This is a genomic window from Pseudomonas sp. ADAK21 (assembly GCF_012935735.1).
Taxonomy (GTDB): Bacteria; Pseudomonadota; Gammaproteobacteria; order Pseudomonadales; family Pseudomonadaceae; genus Aquipseudomonas; species Aquipseudomonas proteolytica.
This window is the reverse complement of sequence record NZ_CP052857.1, coordinates 4557324-4575641: the sequence shown is the minus strand read 5'-3', so window position 1 is coordinate 4575641 and position 18318 is coordinate 4557324. Positions and strand designations below refer to the sequence as shown.

General features: G+C 59.1%; 14 protein-coding genes. 8 read left to right on the top strand and 6 right to left on the bottom strand.

The genetic code is table 11. The features are described 5' to 3' along the window. Window positions 1–7: 7 nt before the first annotated feature. From nuoM to HKK57_RS20735, 4 genes are all read left to right on the top strand, one after another. Window positions 8–1540 (top strand): NADH-quinone oxidoreductase subunit M, encoded by a 1533-nt coding sequence (gene nuoM, locus HKK57_RS20750; protein ID WP_029293337.1) that lies wholly within the window; start codon window positions 8–10, stop codon window positions 1538–1540. Between the two features lie 7 nt (window positions 1541–1547). Next, complete coding sequence (nuoN, locus tag HKK57_RS20745) at window positions 1548–3011, top strand: NADH-quinone oxidoreductase subunit NuoN (RefSeq protein WP_029293335.1); 1464 nt, start codon at window positions 1548–1550, stop codon at window positions 3009–3011. Window positions 3012–3249: 238 nt separating this feature from the next. Further along, entirely contained in the window at window positions 3250–3594 is a 345-nt protein-coding gene (locus tag HKK57_RS20740; protein WP_070995472.1) for a toxin, read from the top strand. Beyond that, window positions 3591–3905, top strand: coding sequence for a helix-turn-helix domain-containing protein (locus tag HKK57_RS20735; protein WP_070995473.1), 315 nt, complete (start codon window positions 3591–3593; stop codon window positions 3903–3905). Before HKK57_RS20740 ends, HKK57_RS20735 begins: the two co-directional genes overlap by 4 nt. Window positions 3906–3978: 73 nt before the next feature. Here the strand turns inward: HKK57_RS20735 and HKK57_RS20730 are convergent, their stop codons facing one another. The 6 genes from HKK57_RS20730 to HKK57_RS20705 form a co-directional block, all read right to left on the bottom strand. Further along, the gene (locus tag HKK57_RS20730) at window positions 3979–5721 is read right to left on the bottom strand and encodes an ABC transporter substrate-binding protein (RefSeq protein ID WP_029293329.1); all 1743 of its coding nucleotides are present in this window, start codon (window positions 5719–5721) and stop codon (window positions 3979–3981) included. Window positions 5722–5887: 166 nt separating this feature from the next. Beyond that, entirely contained in the window at window positions 5888–6160 is a 273-nt protein-coding gene (locus HKK57_RS20725; RefSeq protein ID WP_029293327.1) for a DUF2160 domain-containing protein, read from the bottom strand. Window positions 6161–6170: 10 nt separating this feature from the next. Beyond that, window positions 6171–6971 carry a carbohydrate ABC transporter permease gene (locus HKK57_RS20720; RefSeq protein ID WP_017735079.1) on the bottom strand — a complete coding sequence of 267 codons (801 nt, stop codon included), beginning with the start codon at window positions 6969–6971 and terminating at the stop codon, window positions 6171–6173. Window positions 6972–6981: 10 nt separating this feature from the next. Continuing rightward, entirely contained in the window at window positions 6982–7848 is an 867-nt protein-coding gene (locus HKK57_RS20715) for a carbohydrate ABC transporter permease (RefSeq protein WP_029293322.1), read from the bottom strand. Continuing rightward, entirely contained in the window at window positions 7845–8942 is a 1098-nt protein-coding gene (locus HKK57_RS20710) for an ABC transporter ATP-binding protein (RefSeq protein ID WP_169390667.1), read from the bottom strand. The genes HKK57_RS20715 and HKK57_RS20710 overlap by 4 nt, the downstream gene beginning before the upstream one ends. Then, window positions 8942–10036: an ABC transporter ATP-binding protein gene (locus HKK57_RS20705; protein WP_029293318.1), complete on the bottom strand. Its 1095-nt coding sequence runs from the start codon at window positions 10034–10036 to the stop codon at window positions 8942–8944. Before HKK57_RS20705 ends, HKK57_RS20710 begins: the two co-directional genes overlap by 1 nt. A 290-nt stretch (window positions 10037–10326) precedes the next feature. Here HKK57_RS20705 and HKK57_RS20700 point away from each other — a divergent pair, with 290 nt between their 5' ends. From HKK57_RS20700 to HKK57_RS20685, 4 genes are all read left to right on the top strand, one after another. Beyond that, window positions 10327–12147 carry a sigma-54-dependent Fis family transcriptional regulator gene (locus tag HKK57_RS20700; RefSeq protein ID WP_169390666.1) on the top strand — a complete coding sequence of 607 codons (1821 nt, stop codon included), beginning with the start codon at window positions 10327–10329 and terminating at the stop codon, window positions 12145–12147. Between the two features lie 176 nt (window positions 12148–12323). Then, window positions 12324–16946: an RHS repeat-associated core domain-containing protein gene (locus HKK57_RS20695; RefSeq protein WP_169390665.1), complete on the top strand. Its 4623-nt coding sequence runs from the start codon at window positions 12324–12326 to the stop codon at window positions 16944–16946. A 1-nt stretch (window position 16947) separates the two neighbouring features. Then, complete coding sequence (locus HKK57_RS20690) at window positions 16948–17331, top strand: hypothetical protein (RefSeq protein WP_169390664.1); 384 nt, start codon at window positions 16948–16950, stop codon at window positions 17329–17331. A gap of 225 nt (window positions 17332–17556) precedes the next feature. Next, a complete protein-coding gene (locus HKK57_RS20685; RefSeq protein ID WP_237150442.1) occupies window positions 17557–18312 on the top strand; it encodes a peptidase E in 756 nt (251 codons plus the stop codon). Window positions 18313–18318: the final 6 nt, after the last annotated feature.

Genomic DNA, 18318 nt, shown 5'->3' with positions numbered 1-18318 from the left:
GCCCGTCATGATTCTGCCCTGGCTAATCCTGATCCCCTTTATCGGCGGCCTGCTCTGCTGGATGGGTGAACGCTTCGGCGCCACCCTGCCCCGCTGGATTGCGTTGCTGACCATGTCCCTGGAACTCGCACTCGGCCTCTGGCTGTGGGCCCATGGCGACTATTCATTTGCTCCGGCACCGGGTGTCGATCCAACCTTCGCGCTTGAGTTCAAGCACGTCTGGATCGAACGCTTCGGCATCAACGTGCACCTGGCCCTCGACGGCCTGTCGCTGTTGATGATCCTGCTGACCGGCCTGCTGGGTATCCTCTCGGTACTCTGCTCCTGGAAAGAAATCGAGCGTCACGTGGGCTTCTTCCACCTGAACCTGATGTGGATCCTGGGCGGCGTGGTCGGCGTATTCCTCGCCCTCGACCTGTTCATGTTCTTCTTCTTCTGGGAAATGATGCTGGTGCCGATGTACTTCCTCATCGCGCTCTGGGGTCACAGTTCTTCGGACGGCAAGAAAACCCGGATCTACGCGGCGACCAAGTTCTTCATCTTCACCCAGGCTTCCGGCCTGATCATGTTGGTGGCGATCCTGGGCCTGGTACTGGTCAACTTCAACAACACCGGCGTGATTACCTTCAACTACGCCGACCTGTTGAAAACCAAGATGTCGATGACCACCGAGTACATCCTCATGCTCGGGTTCTTCATCGCCTTCGCGGTGAAGCTGCCGGTGGTGCCGTTCCACTCCTGGCTGCCTGACGCTCACGCCCAGGCGCCAACCGCAGGTTCCGTGGACCTGGCCGGTATCCTGTTGAAGACGGCGGCCTACGGCCTGCTGCGTTTCGCCCTGCCGCTGTTCCCGAATGCTTCGGCCGAGTTTGCGCCGATCGCCATGACCCTGGGTCTGATCGGGATCTTCTACGGTGCATTCCTGGCCTTCGCGCAAACCGACATCAAGCGTCTGATTGCCTTCTCGTCCGTTTCCCACATGGGTTTCGTACTGATCGGCATCTACTCCGGCAGCCAGCTGGCGTTGCAAGGCGCAGTGATCCAGATGTTGGCCCACGGTGTTTCAGCCGCCGCACTGTTTATCCTCAGTGGCCAGTTGTACGAGCGCCTGCACACCCGTGACATGCGTGAGATGGGCGGCATCTGGTCGCGTATCGCGTACCTGCCGGCGATCAGCCTGTTCTTTGCCGCCGCGTCCCTGGGCTTGCCGGGTACGGGTAACTTTGTCGGTGAGTTCCTGATCCTGATGGGCAGCTTCGTCAGTGCGCCATGGATCACCGCGATTGCCACTTCCGGCCTGGTGTTCGGTTCGGTCTACTCGCTGATCATGATCCACCGCGCCTACTTCGGCCCGACCAAGTCGGACGCCGTCCTCAAAGGGATGGATGCTCGCGAACTGATCATGGTGCTCGGCCTTGCGGTACTGCTGGTGTACATCGGCGTGTATCCGCAACCGTTCCTCGACACCTCTGCCGCCACGATGCATGGCGTGCAGCAGTGGTTGAGCACCGCCTTCACTCAACTCGCTTCGGCCCGGTAAGAGCGCTATGGAATTCACGATCCAACACTTTATCGCGCTTGCGCCGCTGCTGATTACCAGCCTCACCATTGTGGTGGTGATGCTGGCAATCGCCTGGCGCCGCAATCACTCGCAGACGTTCCTGCTGTCCACCGCAGGCCTGAACCTGGCCTTGCTGTCGATTATCCCGGCACTCAAGGTCGCCCCGCTGGCGGTGACCCCACTGGTCATGATCGATGACTTCGCGCTGCTGTACACCGCGTTGATCCTCGTTGCGACACTGGCCTGCGTCACCCTCGCCCACGCTTACCTCGGCGAAGGCGGCACCGGCTACCCGGGCAACCGCGAAGAGCTGTACCTGCTGATCCTGCTGGCTGCGGCCGGCGGTATCGTGCTGGTCAGCGCGCAGCACCTGGCCGGTTTGTTCATCGGCCTGGAACTGCTGTCGATCCCGACCTACGGCCTAGTGGCGTACGCCTTCTTCAACAAGCGCTCCCTGGAAGCCGGCATCAAGTACATGGTGCTGTCGGCCGCCGGTTCCGCGTTCCTGTTGTTCGGTATGGCCCTGCTCTACGCCGAAGCCGGCAGCCTGAGCTTCAGCGGTATCGGCCACGCCCTGGCCACCACCAGCATGCCTGCGCCCATCGCCCAACTGGGCCTGGCCATGATGCTGATCGGCCTGGCGTTCAAGCTGTCGCTGGTACCGTTCCACCTGTGGACCCCAGACGTGTACGAAGGCGCCCCGGCGCCGGTAGCCGCGTTCCTGGCAACCGCCTCTAAGGTGGCAGTGTTTGCGGTGATGGTGCGTCTGTTCCAGATCTCCCCTGCCGCCAACACAGGCGTGCTGAGCGACGTGCTGACCGTGATCGCCATTGCGTCGATCCTGTTCGGTAACCTGCTGGCCCTGACCCAGAACAACCTCAAGCGTCTGCTGGGTTACTCGTCCATCGCCCACTTCGGCTACCTGCTGATCGCCCTGGTGGCGAGCAAAGGCCTGGCCGTGGAAGCCATCGGCGTGTACCTGGTCACCTACGTGATCACCAGCCTCGGCGCGTTTGGCGTGATTACCCTGATGTCCTCGCCTTACAAAGGCCGTGACGCCGACGCCCTGTACGAATACCGCGGCCTGTTCTGGCGCCGTCCGTACCTGACCGCCGTGCTGACCGTGATGATGCTGTCCCTGGCGGGCATCCCGCTGACCGCTGGCTTCATCGGCAAGTTCTACATCGTCGCGACCGGTGTCGAAGCCCACGAGTGGTGGCTGGTTGCCTCCTTGGTGCTGGGCAGTGCCATCGGCGTGTTCTACTACCTGCGCGTGATGGTCACCCTGTACCTGATCGAGCCAAACCTGCGCCGTGTGGATGCCGAGTTGCACTGGGAACAGAAAGCAGGCGGCGTGATGCTGCTGGCTATCGCCCTGCTGGCATTCTTCCTGGGCGTGTACCCACAACCGTTGCTCACCCTGGTGCAGCATGCGGTGATGGCGGGTTGATCGCTTAAGCTCAAGCAGTAAACAGAACGGCACCTTAGGGTGCCGTTTTGCGTTTCTGGGAAAGATTCAAGCTCCCTGCCCAGCTCAAGGAATATTCCTTACTGAAACGCCTCCGTGTCTGGCATATACCTGCCAGAGCCGCTCGTATGGTGTATGCGCTTTAGGAAGAATCCCACGCCAGGCTCACTTGACCCCTGGCAGATGGGCCACCAAACTATACGCAGGCTACGTACAGAACATGGATGCTCTATTTATCGAACTGCCGCCCTTTGAGCGGTACCGCAAGGACTACCTGACTGACGAACTGTTTCACGGCTTTCAACAAGAGCTAATGAAGAACCCCGAAGCGGGAGCCGTGATGGAAGGCACCGGTGGGTTACGCAAGCTGCGCTTCGTCGATGAACGACGAAACAAAGGCAAACGGGGTGGATTACGCGTCATCTACTACTGGTGGTCAGGCGGCACTCAATTTTGGTTGTTCACGCTGTACGGCAAGCACGAGCAAAGCGACTTGAGCCCACAACACAAAAAAGCCCTCAAGCAACTGCTGGACAGGGAAATCAACGCGAGAGGATTCACATGAAACGTGACATTTATTCCGAACTGGTCGAAGGCTTCGATGCCTTGGCCAACGAGCGCCAAGGCAAGGTCACCCTACGTACCCATACCGTGCAGCAAAACAAACTGGCCCCTCTTACCGCTGAAGACGTGATTGCAGTGCGACAACAACTCAATCTTTCCCGTGCTGTATTTGCCATGTACCTACGCACCAATACACGCACCCTGGAAAACTGGGAGCAAGGTCGCGCACGCCCCAATGCCCAGGCAGCCACGTTGATTCGTCTGGTATCAAAATTCCCGGATACGGTGGAGCGCCTGGCGTTGCTTAGCTGATCGTAGGTGAAGCGATCTTTCCCACATCAGCAAAAACGGCACCTCACGGTGCCGTTTTGCTATCCGCCCTACCTCACTTGCGCGCCGCCTCCCACGACTTGAGCAAATCGGCATAGTTCACGGTTTCACCCTTGGGTTTCTCGTTCGCCAGTTTCGGCTTCGGAGCGCCCGGCTGGTCGAACCAGTACTGGGCATCGCGCTCGGGGTTCATTTTCGGTCCGCAGATCGGCTGCACCTTGGAGCGCTCCAGGCGTGTCATGATCGCGTCCTGGTCCTTGGCCAGGCCATCCAGCGCCTGTTGCGGGGTTTTCTCGCCGCTGGCGGCTTCCGAAATGTGGCTCCACCACAGTTGGGCCAGGCGCGGATAATCCGGCACGTTGGTGCCCGTCGGTGTCCACTGCACCCGCGCCGGGCTGCGGTAGAACTCCACCAGGCCGCCGAGTTTGGGGGCTAGGTCAGTCATGGCCTGGGAGTTGATGTCGGATTCGCGGATGGGCGTCAGGCCGACGATGGTTTTTTTCAGGGAAACGGTTTTCGACGTCACGAACTGCGCGTAGAGCCAAGCCGCGAGTTTTTGTTTCTCAGGCGTGGACTTGAGGAACGTCCAGGAACCCACGTCCTGATACCCCAGCTTCATCCCCTCCTCCCAATACGGCCCGCGTGGCGACGGTGCCATGCGCCACTTCGGCGTGCCGTCGGCGTTCATCACCGGCAAGCCGGGCTTGGTCATGTCAGCGGTAAAGGCGGTATACCAGAAGATCTGCTGCGCGATGTTGCCCTGGGACGGTACCGGCCCAGACTCGGAGAAGGTCATGCCTGCCGCTTCCGGTGGCGCATAGGCGCGCATCCAGTCGACATACTTCTGCGTGGCAAATACCGCAGCCGGGCCGTTGGTGTCGCCGCCACGGGTCACGCTAGACCCCACCGGGTGGCAATCCTCGACCCGGATCCCCCACTCGTCCACCGGCAAGCCGTTGGGCAGGCCCTTGTCGCCACCACCGGCCATGGAGAACCAGGCATCGGTAAAGCGCCAACCCAGGGAAGGATCTTTCTTGCCGTAGTCCATATGGCCATACACGCGCTTGCCGTCGATTTCCTTGACGTCTTCACTGAAGAACTTGGCGATGTCCTCATAGGCCGACCAGTTCACTGGCACGCCTAGTTCATAGCCGTACTTTTCCTTGAACTTGGCCTTGAGGTCGGCGCGCTCGAACCAGTCGGCACGGAACCAGTAGAGGTTAGCGAACTGCTGGTCGGGCAACTGATAGATCTTGCCGTCCGGCGCGGTGGTAAACGAGATGCCGATAAAGTCCTTGAGGTCCAGGGTCGGCGAGGTGAAGTCCTTGCCTTCGTTGGCCATCAGGTCGGTGATGGACTCGGTCTTGCCATAGCGAAAGTGCGTGCCAATCAGGTCGGAATCGTTGACCCAACCGTCATAGATATTCTTGTCCGACTGCATCTGGGTTTGCAGTTTCTCCACCACGTCGCCTTCCTGCAGCAGGTCGTGGGTCAGCTTGATCCCGGTGATTTCACTGAAGGCCTTGGCCAGCACCTTGGATTCGTACTCGTGGGTGGTGAGGGTTTCCGACACCACATTGATCTTCATCCCACGAAACGGCTCGGCGGCCTTGATAAACCACTTCAGTTCTTCAAGCTGCTGGGCCTCCGTCAGGGTGGACGGTTTGAACTCGCTGCCGATCCACTTCTTCGCGGCATCTTCGTACGCATCGGCCCAGGCCGCAGCACTCAAACCGCTGAGGGCCAAGACGGCGGCCAATGAAATGCTATGTCGCAGCTTATTGTTTTTATCGAACATAGAGACCTCCTGGTTGATTTCAGACGGGTCCGACAGAAGCCCCGCCCCGTGTAGGAGCGAGCTTGCTCGCGAAAAACCCCAAGACACCGCGTTAATCCAGACAACCTGCGTTATCGTTGACGACTTTCGCGAGCAAGCTCGCTCCTACAGGGGTATGGGGACCACCTCAGCCCCAACGCATCACAGACAACAGCCACACCACAGACAGCGCGGACGCCACCCAGATGCTCCAGCCGGTAACGCCGATCACCAGCAGATGCAGGTAGGCGCTCCCGAGAAGACCGATAAACAAGCGATCACCACGTGTCGTGCTGATCGGTAACAAACCGCGCCGGGGAATGCTCGGCGAGCGCAGTTCCCACGTGGTCATGCCTGCCAGCAACAAGGCAATTGCCGCAAAAAACAGCGCAGTCGGGGTGGTCCAGGCCATCCATTCCATCATCGTTTCCTCAGACCCGGCCCAGGGCAAAGCCCTTGGCCACATGGTTGCGAACAAACCAGATCACCAGCATGCCCGGCAGGATGGTCAGCACTCCGGCAGCCGCCAGCACGCCCCAGTCGATGCCCGACGCGGACACGGTGCGGGTCATTACGGCGGCAATCGGCTTGGCATTGACGGACGTCAGGGTGCGCGCCAGCAGCAGTTCGACCCAGGAAAACATAAAGCAGAAAAACGCCGTGACACCGATCCCCGAGCCAATCAGCGGGATAAATATCTTCACGAAAAACTTCGGAAAGCTATAACCATCAATGTAGGCCGTTTCGTCGATCTCCTTGGGTACCCCTGACATAAAGCCTTCCAGGATCCACACCGCCAGCGGTACGTTGAACAGGCAGTGGGCCAGGGCCACGGCGATATGGGTATCGAACAGGCCAATGGACGAATACAGCTGGAAAAACGGCAACAGGAACACCGCCGGCGGCGCCATGCGATTGGTCAGCAGCCAGAAGAACAGGTGCTTGTCGCCAAGGAAGCGATAGCGCGAAAACGCGTAGGCCGCCGGTAGCGCCACGGTCAGGGAAATAACCGTGTTCAGGCTCACGTAGTACAGCGAGTTGAGATACCCGGTGTACCAACTGGGGTCGGTGAAGATCACCTTGTAGTTGGCCAAGGTGAAATCCTGCGGAAACAGCGTCAGGCCGCCGAGGATTTCGGTGTTGCTCTTGAAGGACATGTTCAGCAGCCAGTAGATCGGCACCAGCAGGAACAGGATGTAGATCAGCAGCGGAATGACCTTGCGCTTGCTCATGTTGGCGGCCTCAGCGGTTGGCGTCGGAGTGGGTCATGGCGGTGTAGAACAGCCAGGACACCAACAGGATGATCAGGAAATACACCAGGGAAAACGCGGCGGCCGGGCCCAGGTCGAATTGACCGACAGCCATCTGGGTCAGGGTCTGACTGAGAAAGGTCGTCGCATTTCCCGGCCCACCGCCGGTCAGTACAAAAGGCTCGGTATAGATCATGAAACTGTCCATAAAACGCAGCATCACCGCGATCAGCAGCACGCTCTTCATCTTCGGCAGTTGGATATGTCGGAATACGGCCCAGGCCGATGCCCGATCAATCCGCGCCGCCTGGTAGTACACATCCGGTATAGCCCGCAGCCCCGAGTAACAGAGCAGCGCCACCAGGGATGTCCAGTGCCATACATCCATCACCAGTACTGTGACCCAGGCATCCATGGTGTTGGCGGCGTAGTTGTAGTTGATGCCCATGGCATTCAGGCTCGAGCCCAGCAGGCCGATATCGGCACGGCCAAAGATCTGCCAGATGGTGCCGACGACGTTCCACGGGATCAGCAGCGGGATGGCCATCACAATCAGCACCAGGGACGACCAGCGGCCTTTGGTGGGCATGGTCAGGGCAATGGCAATGCCCAGGGGGATCTCGATCAGCAACACACATGCCGAATAGATGAACTGGCGCAGCAGCGAGTCATGCAGGCGTGGGTCCAGCAGCACTTGTTTGTACCAGTCGGCCCCGACGAAATAGCGGCTGGACTGATCGAAAATGTCCTGCACCGAGTAGTTGACCACGGTCATCATCGGGATCACCGCACTGAACGCCACCAGCAGGAACACCGGCAACACCAGCCACCAGGCCTTGTTGTTCTGCACCTTGTTCATGGCCGCGCCTCCAGCAGGTAATCGTCGGCATACACCATCAGCCATTGCGCCGGAAAACTGATCGAGGCCCGGCCCTCGGGCACCGGTTTGTCTTCGGCCAGACGCACTTTCAACGGCGCGCCGTCGAGGTTGAGGGTCAGGATCTTGTAGGTGCCCAGGTCTTCGACATGTATGACGTCGGCTTGCAACGCGTCGGCATTGGGCTCATCCCAGACATGGATAAACTCGGGACGAATACCGACCTGGAGTTTTTTGTAGTCCTTTTCCGCGAGTTGCCGCTGCTGCACCTCGGACAACGCCAGATGTGTTCCGCCAAACCGTACCCCACCTGCATCGGCCTGCACCTCAATCAGATTCATCCCCGGGCTACCGATGAAATAGCCGACAAAGGTATGACTGGGACGCTCGAACAACTCCCGCGGTGTGCCGAACTGCACAATCTGCCCGCCGTACATCACCGCAATCTTGTCGGCAAAGGTCGAGGCCTCCAACTGGTCGTGGGTGACGTAGACCATGGTGATGTTGAACTGCTCGTGGATCTGCTTGAGCTTGCGCCGCAGTTTCCACTTCAGGTGCGGATCGATCACCGTCAGCGGCTCGTCGAACAGAATCGCGGAGACGTCATCGCGCACCAGGCCACGGCCCATTGAGACCTTTTGCTTTTCATCGGCACTGAGGTTGCGGGCTTTTTTGCCCAGCAGGTTCTGCAGGTCGAGCACTTCGGCAATTTCTTGCACCTTGCTGTGCACTTTCGCCTCGGCCATCCCCTGGTTACGCAGGGGGAATGCCAGGTTATCGAACACCGTCATGGTGTCGTACACCACCGGGAACTGGAACACCTGGGCGATATTGCGCTTTTCCGGGGTAAGGTCATTCACCACCTTGCTGTCGAACAGCACCTGGCCTTCCGAAGGGCTGAGCAAGCCGGAGATGATGTTGAGCAAGGTTGACTTGCCACAGCCCGAAGGACCGAGCAAGGCGTAGGCGCCGCCCTGCTCCCAGATGTGGTTCATTTCGCGAATGGCGTAATCTTCAGGCCCTGCAGGTGTAGGGCTGTAGCTATGCGCCAGGTTCTGCAAATGGATCTCGGCCATCAGGCAACCCTCGCGACACGACGCCCAGGGGCCTGGACCAACCGGCCCTGGCCATCGAACACAAACAGTTTATGGGTCGGAATATAGATCCGGATCGGCGCATCCACGTCGTACTCGTGGACTCCCGGCAGGTGCAGCACCAGCAAGAAATGCTCGCTGCGCACATGCAGGAAGGTTTCCGAGCCGCTGATCTCCGCCACTTCCACGGTTACCGCCAGTTCCAGGTCATCGTCGTTGCTGGGCACCAGGCTGATATGGCTGGGGCGCACGCCGAACCGGAACTCGCCCTCACCAATCGGGCGCAGGTCCACGTTCAACGGAAAGTGCACATCGTTGGCGAAACTCACTTCATTACCGCTGATACGCCCCGGCATCAGGTTGATGGGCGGTTCGGAAAACAGCTCGGCCGCCAATACCGTCTGCGGTTGGTGATAGACCTCGGCGGCCTTGCCGCTCTGGATCACCCGGCCTTCGTGGAGGATGGTGGTGGTGCCGCCCAGCGCCAAGGCCTCGTTGGGCTCCGTGGTGGCATAGATGGCAATGGTGTTGCGAGCCTTGAACAGCTCGCGCATTTCCTGACGCAGCTCTTCACGCAGTTTGTAGTCCAGGTTCACCAGAGGCTCGTCGAACAGAATCAATTCGGCGTCCTTCACCAGCGCCCGGGCCATGGCCGTGCGTTGCTGCTGGCCACCGGACAGCTCCAGGGGATGACGTTGCAGGAACTTGTCGATGCGCAGCATCTTCGCGGTTTCCAGCACCTTGCTGCGGATCAGTTCGTTGGACACCCCGGCCTGGCGCAAAGGCGAGGCGATGTTCTCGAACACGGTCATGGTCGGGTAGTTGATGAACTGCTGGTACACCATTGAAACATTGCGCAAGCGCACCGGCTTGTGGGTGACATCGACGCCGTTCATCAGGATGCGCCCGTTGTCAGGCTTGTCCAGGCCGGCCATCAGGCGCATCAGGCTGGTTTTGCCGGACAGCGTACGGCCCAGCAACACATTGAAGGAGCCGGCTTCAAAGCGCAGGTTGGCGTCGTCGATCCAGGTCTGGCCTTCGACAACGCGGGTCACATGTTCCAGGGTCAATGACATGACACGCCCTTTTTCTTATTGGAATTGTTCTTCCAAGGTCAGAGCGAGTTTCGTGCCAATAACAAAAAGTATTTATTTAATAGGGACTTAGGCGTAACTACTGCTCAGTGCTGAACAGAAATGAACATTCATAACTGAACAATTGAACAACCTCCGGGTTGACAATGAACAGTTCTGAACAACACTGAATAAGCTCAGCAAAACCGTTCAACCTGTGGGAGCTGGCTTACCTGCTCCCACAAGGTGAGCGGTGCACGGTTCATAACAACAATAAAAAGAAGGTCACCGCCATGGCCGCACCTGCCCCGCTTTTGCCCCACGACACCATCATCCAGGACTCCTGGCGCCGCTGCCGTGCCTTTGGCCTGGATCACCAGAGCGCGCCCAGCTTTGACCAACTGCCCGCCGAGGGCATCAGCCAGCTGTTGGAGAGCCAGCACGCACTGGTCCAGACCACCCACCAGGAAGTGCTGCCCTACTACGAGAACATCCTCAGCAATTCCAACTGCCTGATCATGCTTGCCGACAACCAGGGCCAAGTGCTGACCTCCTGGGGCACCCAGCGCTTTATCGAACCCAAGCTGGCCCGTGGTTTCAGCGCAGGGGCCAGTTGGCGGGAGCGCTCTACCGGCACCAACGCCATCGGTACCGCACTGGCCTGCGCCCAGGCGGTGCACATCGAGCATGACGAACACTTCCTCAAGGCCAACCGTTTCATGACCGGTTCGGCTGCGCCGATCTTTGACGCCAACCGCGAAATCATCGCGGTGCTGGATGTGTCCAGCGACAGTTACCTGCCGCCCTCCCACACCCTGGGCATGGTCAAGATGATGAGCCAGACCGTGGAAAACCGGCTGATCCTCAACCTGTTTGGCGGCGAGCACTTCCAGCTGACCTTCAACACCGGCCTGAACAACCTCGACAGCCAATGGGCCGGCCTGCTGATCTTTGATGAAAGCGGCCAGGTGCTGTCAGCCAACCGCCGCGCCGACAACCTGCTGGGCATCAGCCTGTCGCGGGTGATGATCGACAGCCTGTTCAAGGTCTCGCTGCTGGAGCTGCTCAACCAACCCGAAGGCCTACCCTTCGCCCTGCAAGCGGCAGGAAGCAACCGTTTCCAGTGCCTGCTCAAACGCCCCAAGCAGGCGCCGGTGCAGGCCAGGGTCTTCAGCGAGCCGGCCGCCGTGCCCATCGGTCTCAAGACCCTGCACTTTGGCGACAGCCGCGTGGAAAAAGCCGTGCGCCAGGCCGAACGCCTGCTGGAAAAAGACATCCCGTTGCTGATCCATGGCGAAACCGGCGTGGGCAAGGAAGTCTTCGTCAAAGCCCTGCACCAGGCCAGCTCCCGCAGCCAGCAGGCTTTTATCGCGGTCAACTGTGCGGCAATTCCGGCCGAGTTAGTGGAATCGGAGCTGTTTGGCTACGAAAAAGGCGCGTTCACCGGCGCCAATCAAAAGGGCAGCATCGGCCTGATCCGCAAGGCTGACAAAGGCACGCTGTTTCTCGATGAGATCGGTGACATGCCCCTCCCGACCCAGGCCCGGCTGCTGCGGGTATTGCAGGAGCGCTGCGTGCAACCGGTGGGCAGCAGCGAATTGTTCCCGGTGGACCTGCGCATCATCTCGGCCACCAACCGTTCACTGCGCGAACAGGTGCAGATCGGCAGGTTTCGTGAGGATTTGTACTACCGCATCGGCGGCCTGACCTTGGAACTGCCGCCCCTGCGCGAACGCAGTGACAAGCAGGCGCTGTTCAAGCAACTGTGGCAACAGCACCGCGAGCCCACGCAGTGGGCCGGGCTCAGTACTGAAGTCCTGGCGTTATTCGAGCGACACCCTTGGCCAGGCAACTTGCGCCAGGTCAGCAGCGTGATGCAGGTGGCGCTGGCCATGGCCGAAGACCAGCCGATCCGCCCGGAGCATCTGCCCGATGATTTTTTTGTCGACCTGGGCCAAGCCTCGCCCAGCGCACCGCCGGTTATGGGCGATCTGGACGATAGCCAAAACCTTCAGCAGCGACTGGCAGCGGTCGGCGGCAATATCTCCCACTTGGCGCGCGAGTTGGGGGTCAGCCGCAATACCTTGTACAAGCGATTACGCGACGCGCCATAGCCGTAAATCCTGCGTCTTTCTTTAAGACTGATCGTTAGTTGATGTGAGCTCAAGCGGCGATTCCACCCAGTAAATTCTCCCTGCACGTAAGCCCATTCTGATTTAACAGACCACACCTCCAACCGCCCTTTTCCTGCGGCATTCTCCGACGCCTTTCTTTTGCAGAGACGTCATGGATGCCAGCCCCTGCCCCTGATTCATCGACCATCGACCTGATCGAATACGAGCTGAATGGCTTTCACCAGAGCCTGGCGGTGTATCGCCAGCAGGTCACCAGCTGGTACGCGCAGGCCCTGGACAAGGCCAGCCATGCCGCGGACTTGCCGGCGTTACTGGGCATGGAGCGGGTGCTGCGGGTCGGGGATTCCCAAATGTCGGTGAGCATGACCGACAGCGACTTTGCTTCCAGTGTTGCCGTGTGCCCGGCAGGCGGTGAGCTGAAGATCGAGAGCAAGTTCGAGTCGGTGTATGACGTGCCGCTGGGCAATCTCCAGGTGCAGGTGATTGGCCTGGATGACGGCAGTTCCACGTTTATCCAACTGGATGAACAGGGTCAGGCCTCCCATCACTGCGTAGCCGGCGGGCGCTATCAGGTGCGTGTGCAGGGCGGAGTGTCGCCGGCGCAGGTCGAGGCGCTGTTTGCGTCCTACGACGGTTTGACCGCTGAGCTGGAAGCCTGGCTGCGCAAGGAGTGGAGTGGGTTCAAACCGCACTGGCAGGCCTCCAGCGCGAGCGCCATTGGCAGTGGGATATTGGCCGGGACCTGGTCAGCCATTTCCGGGGTGTGGGACAGCGTGTCGCTGGTGCAGGACATCCTCAAGGACCCGGCCAAGCACATCGAACGCCTCGGCACCCAGGCCGCCGAGTTGGCGGCCCTGGCGCGTGAGGCGCCCCAGGTGATGGAACAAGCGATGTTGCTGGCCAGCGACGAGGCGACGCTGTACCTGATGCTGCGCACGGCGATGATCTGGCTGTCGGCGTTGCCGCCCAGCCAGGTGGCGGGGAAAACCGCCGAGGTGATTGCCGGGTTTGCCGTGTCGCTGCTCATTGATTTGCTGATTGCGCTGGTGCTGACCATTGCCCTGCAAGGTGCCGGGATCGCGTATCTGGGGCTGCGGCTGGCGAAGTATGGAGCGCAGGTGGTTGAGCTTGCGGTGGGTTTCGTCAAAGGCGTGTTCGACATCCTCAAGCGTTTTACGGCGGCGGTGGATCGCTACAAGGCGGTGGCCGTGCGCGGCGTCGTCGGCGGCTTACAAAAAGGTGGCCTGCAGATGCACTGGGGGGCGCGGCGCAATACCACGCTCAAGCAACTTGAGGCGGTGGACGACGCGCCCTCCTCCGCGAAAAACCCCAACGGCGCGGCCAGCGCCAGCGCCGATAAAACCGCGACCCATGGCTGCCCGGTGTCCATGGTCACCGGCGAAGAACTGCTGACCCTGACCGATGGCGAGTTGCAGGGCGTATTGCCATTTGCCTGGACGCGGCTGTATCGCACCAGTGCCGTGGAGGTGGATAGCGGCTTGGGCTTTGGCTGGAGCCATTCCCTGGCGCAGCGGCTGGAGGTAATCGGCGAGTCGGTGGTGTGGACTGACCACGAGAACCGCAGCACCACCTTTCCCCTGCCCTCCGTAGAGCGACCAGCCATCAGCAATAGCCTGGCTGAAGCGGCGATTTATCTGGGGGCGGCGTCGGATGAGTTGGTGCTGGCTCAAGGGGCACGGTTCTACCACTTCCAGGGCGGTGTGCTGACGGCGATCAGCGATGGGTATGACAACCGCCTGCGCCTTTCCCGCGATGGGTTGGGGCGGATTCTGCGCCTGGATAACGATGCCGGGCGGGCGCTGCTGTTGCGCTACGAGCGCGGGCACATCGTGGCGGTGGACTACCAGGTGTTTCGCGTGGAAAGCGAAGCGGATGACGCCTGGGTGACTGAGCAGAACGTCGTTTCCTACGGCTACGACGAACAGTGGCGACTGGTTGAGGCGACTAATGCTGTAGGCGAAAGCGAGCGTTATCAGTACGACAGCCTTGCGGTGATCACTGAGCGGCAGTTGGCCGGTGGGGCGAGTTTCTTCTGGGCGTGGGAACGGTCTGGTAAGGCGGCGCGCTGTGTGCGGCATTGGGCCAGTTTTGCGCAGATGGATACGCGCTATGTCTGGGATGACGACGGCCGCGTCACCCTGCTCAACGCCGATGGCAGCCAGGAAGTCTATGTGCATGACCCGCGCGCACGGCTGGTGCAGCGGGTTGATCCGGACGGCGGCGAGCATTTCAAGTCCTACGACGCCCAGGGCCGGCTGACGGTTGAGCAGGATCCCCTCGGCGCGATTACGGCCTATCAGTACGACGAGGCTGGGCGCTTGGTGGCGCTGTTTCCGGGGGATGACGAGCCTACCGCCTACGAGTATGAGCATGGCTTCGTACGGGTCATGCGCCGGGGTGCGGCGGTCTGGAAGTACCAGCGTAATGATCAGGGCGATATCACCCGCCAGACTGATCCGGACGGCAATGTTACCGAGTACAGCTATGACAAGCGCGGGCAGCTTTTAGCGGTTTGGCATCCGGACCACAGCTGTCAGCGCCTGACCTGGAATGACCTTGGGCAGTTGGTTGCGGAACAACTGCCCAATGGCGGCGTGCGGCGTTATCGCTACGACGCTTTGGGCCGGCAAATTGCCCGTGAAGATGAACACGGCGCGCTGACCCACTATCACTGGGACGCGGTAGGCCGCCTGCTCAAGGTGGCATTGCCGGGCGGCGCCACCCGCGAATTGAGCTACAACCCCTACGGAAAAGTCACCGCCGAGCGCGATGAACTGGGGCGTGTGACCCGGTATGAATATGCCGACGGACTGCACCTGATCAGTCGCAGGATCAACCCCGATGGTTCTCAACTCAAGTACCGCTACGACAACACCCGCCTGCTACTGACCGAAATCGAAAACGAGTCAGGCGAGCACTATCAACTGGCGTACCACCCCAACGGCCTGATCCAGCAGGAAACCGGTTTCGACGGCAAACGCACCGCCTACGTCTACGACCTCAACGGCCACCTGCAGGAAAAAACCGAGTTCGGCGACGATGACCGTCAGCTGATTACCGCCTACCAGCGCGATAACGCCGGCCGCCTCATCCGAAAAACCCTGCCCGATGGCAGCACGGTGGATTACACCTACGACCGCCTCGGCAATCTCCTAAGCGTCGACGACGGCCACTGGCCGCTGCACTACGAATACGACAGCCAGAATCGCCTGACCGCTGAACACCAGGGCTGGGGCACCTTGCGTTACGGCTACGACAGCTGCGGCCAACTCGACCACCTGCGCCTGCCCGACAACAACCACCTGACCTTCAACCACGACAAGGGCGGCCACCTCGCCACCGTTGAGCTCAATGGCCGCACACTCACCTCGCACCTGTTCAAGGCCGGGCGCGAGCAGCAGCGCCAGCAGGGCCAACTGCTGAGCCACTACCACTACGACGACCAGGGCCGCCTGGCCCAACACGAACACCGCCACGGCCTTCGCCGCTACACCTACGACCCAGCCGGCAACCTCACCCGCCTGCTCGACACCCGCAAGGGCCAGCACGACTACCACTACGACCCCCTCGACCGCCTGACCCGCGCCGACCACTCGCAAGACGTGCAAGAACGCTTCGCCCACGACCCGGCGGGCAACCTGCTGATGCAAGACCGCCCAGGCCCCGGCATCGTCGTCGGCAACCGCCTGTTACTACAAGGCGACCGGCATTACGACTACGACGCCTTCGGAAACCTCATACGCGAACGCCGCGGCCGCGCGCAGCAACTGGTCACCGAATACCGCTACGACTGCCAGCACCGCCTGATCGGCCTCACCCAACCGGACGGCAGCCAGGCCAGCTATCGCTACGACCCGTTTGGCCGGCGCATCAGCAAAACCGTGGCGGGCAAGACCACCGAGTTTTTCTGGCAAGGCGACAAGGTCATCGCCGAACACACCCATGGCCAGCACCGCAGCTACCTCTACGAGCCTGACAGCTTCAGGCCGCTGGCCTTGCTCGACGGTTTCGGGCCGGCCAATACACAGGTCTTCCACTACCAACTCGACCACCTGGGCACCCCGCAGGAACTGACCGGCGCAGACGGCAAAATCGTCTGGTCTGCCCATTACCAGGCCTACGGAAAAATCACCCGGTTGGATGTAGGCACGGTCGACAACCCACTGCGCTTTCAGGGGCAGTATTACGACCGGGAAAGCGGGCTACATTACAACCGGCATCGCTACTACAATCCGGATAACGGACGCTACCTGACCCCCGACCCGGTGAAGTTGGCGGGTGGGGTGAACGGATATTTGTATGTGCCCAACCCTACGGGGTGGGTGGATCCGTTGGGGTTGAATGCGTGTCCGGGCGAGGATGGGTGTAAGCCAAGCACTGATATTGGGGTTACAGCAAAAAAGAAGGCCAACGCAGGAACACCCTCGGTTCCAGTCATATCAAACACTACCCATGAAATGGGCTACCACAAGGAAACCTACGCGAGTAAACCGGTAAAACCAGAAGAAGCCATTCTAAAATGGGGTGAGTTTTTAGGTGATGGCCCCTATACAAACATTCATCCACGAACTGGAAAACCAGACCCCGACAGGTTAGTTTCTGCAGATGGTACAAGAAGCATTCGTTATGGGGCTCACGAAATGAATAGCAAACCGACCAAGCATCACTATCATGAAGAAACTTGGACTTTAGAACTAAAAAACAAAACCATGAACGTCGACAACTCAGTCATCAGAGTACCACTACAGAAGAAATAAAATGATTGTAAAAATACTAAGCATACTTTCTCACCGCGACAAAACTTATGTTAATTATGAGACGTCTGCCGGATGTGGTGTAGCCGCGTGGATAGGCCCGACCCCGAAAGTCGGCGAGCATATTGATGTCGAATTCGACCTGAATGATATTTTTTGTTGGAAAGACAACATTACTCAATCACCCCAACATGAGGAAAAAATAGAGCTCATAGACAGCACCACCTACATAACTGCAGAACTTATCTTTGGGCATGATGGTAATTGCGCAGCCCTACGCATTGGATCCTCAATAATCCTTATAGACCTGAAAGAAAAACCCGACAACGTTCCAAAGTATGTAAACTTAAAAACAACAAACATTTCACTTTACCCAACAAACATCTAGAAAGCAGCTATTTACTTACAAGTCAATGCACCAAGTATCGACAGCCTTATCCAGAGCCTGCATACAGAAACAAAAGGGGCAGATCCATTTAATCGCCATTGATAGCAACGACGCTGCAATAGCGGTATCTCAGACAATACAAATACCGGGAGCACCCCCACCATCGCAGCCTCGCCAAGGCCCGACAGCTCCCAGCCTTAATCTTTGCTACCTTGAGCAACATCTTTGAATTATATTTTCCCAGTGTTCAAAGACCTTGAAAAATCTGAAGTTCAGGACGAAGCAGAGACCCAGATGAATAAATCAATAATTGTTATTGGTGGAGAGTCAGCCGAGGAAATGACCTGCATGACTCGCATTGACGAATACATCGTCGCCGTATCAGGAAAAGCACGTCCCACTGTTCTCTATATCTCCACAGCCAATGGCGATGACCGCCTGAAAATTTCCGACTTCATTACTAAATATGAAAGCATCGGTTGCACCGTCATCTGCTTGACGTTTTTTATTTCGCCGTTTCCCGACGCTGGCCATATTGCGTCGCTGTTTGAACAGGCCGATGTCATTTATGTTGCAGGCGGGAATACCCGAGCGATGTTGGCTATCTGGCGCGAATTTGGGGTAGTGGGGTTGCTACGGAAGGCATGGGAAGGTGGCAAGGTGCTTTGCGGTGTCAGTGCTGGAGCCATTTGCTGGTTCGACTACGGCCATTCCGACTCTGGGGGAGCCTTTGCCCTGATCGACGGCCTGGGCTTACTTCCCGGAGCGTTGTGTCCGCACTTCAGTTCAGAGGCAGGAAGAGCAGAGTCATTTGCTGAGCTTGTGAAACTTACGGGTGTGCACCCTGCTTACGCAGTTGACGATGGGGTCGCCCTGCATTTCAAGAATAACCAACACCATGAAACGATCTGTAATAACGCAAAAAGTAGCGCCTATGAAGTCAGTCCGGCACCGCCTTATCTGAGGTTGTTAACTGAGTAAAGGCCA

Bases quoted from the DNA above. Each gene is read 5' to 3' on its own strand.
- HKK57_RS20730 (WP_029293329.1), bottom strand. From the start codon at position 5,721: ATGTTCGATAAAAACAATAAGCTGCGACATAGCATTTCATTGGCCGCC.
- HKK57_RS20740 (WP_070995472.1), top strand. From the start codon at position 3,250: ATGGATGCTCTATTTATCGAACTGCCGCCCTTTGAGCGGTACCGCAAG.
- HKK57_RS20715 (WP_029293322.1), bottom strand. From the start codon at position 7,848: ATGAACAAGGTGCAGAACAACAAGGCCTGGTGGCTGGTGTTGCCGGTG.
- HKK57_RS20705 (WP_029293318.1), bottom strand. From the start codon at position 10,036: ATGTCATTGACCCTGGAACATGTGACCCGCGTTGTCGAAGGCCAGACC.
- HKK57_RS20690 (WP_169390664.1), top strand. From the start codon at position 16,948: ATGATTGTAAAAATACTAAGCATACTTTCTCACCGCGACAAAACTTAT.
- nuoN (WP_029293335.1), top strand. From the start codon at position 1,548: ATGGAATTCACGATCCAACACTTTATCGCGCTTGCGCCGCTGCTGATT.
- HKK57_RS20700 (WP_169390666.1), top strand. From the start codon at position 10,327: ATGGCCGCACCTGCCCCGCTTTTGCCCCACGACACCATCATCCAGGAC.
- HKK57_RS20720 (WP_017735079.1), bottom strand. From the start codon at position 6,971: ATGAGCAAGCGCAAGGTCATTCCGCTGCTGATCTACATCCTGTTCCTG.
- HKK57_RS20695 (WP_169390665.1), top strand. From the start codon at position 12,324: ATGCCAGCCCCTGCCCCTGATTCATCGACCATCGACCTGATCGAATAC.
- nuoM (WP_029293337.1), top strand. From the start codon at position 8: ATGATTCTGCCCTGGCTAATCCTGATCCCCTTTATCGGCGGCCTGCTC.
- HKK57_RS20725 (WP_029293327.1), bottom strand. From the start codon at position 6,160: ATGGAATGGATGGCCTGGACCACCCCGACTGCGCTGTTTTTTGCGGCA.
- HKK57_RS20710 (WP_169390667.1), bottom strand. From the start codon at position 8,942: ATGGCCGAGATCCATTTGCAGAACCTGGCGCATAGCTACAGCCCTACA.
- HKK57_RS20735 (WP_070995473.1), top strand. From the start codon at position 3,591: ATGAAACGTGACATTTATTCCGAACTGGTCGAAGGCTTCGATGCCTTG.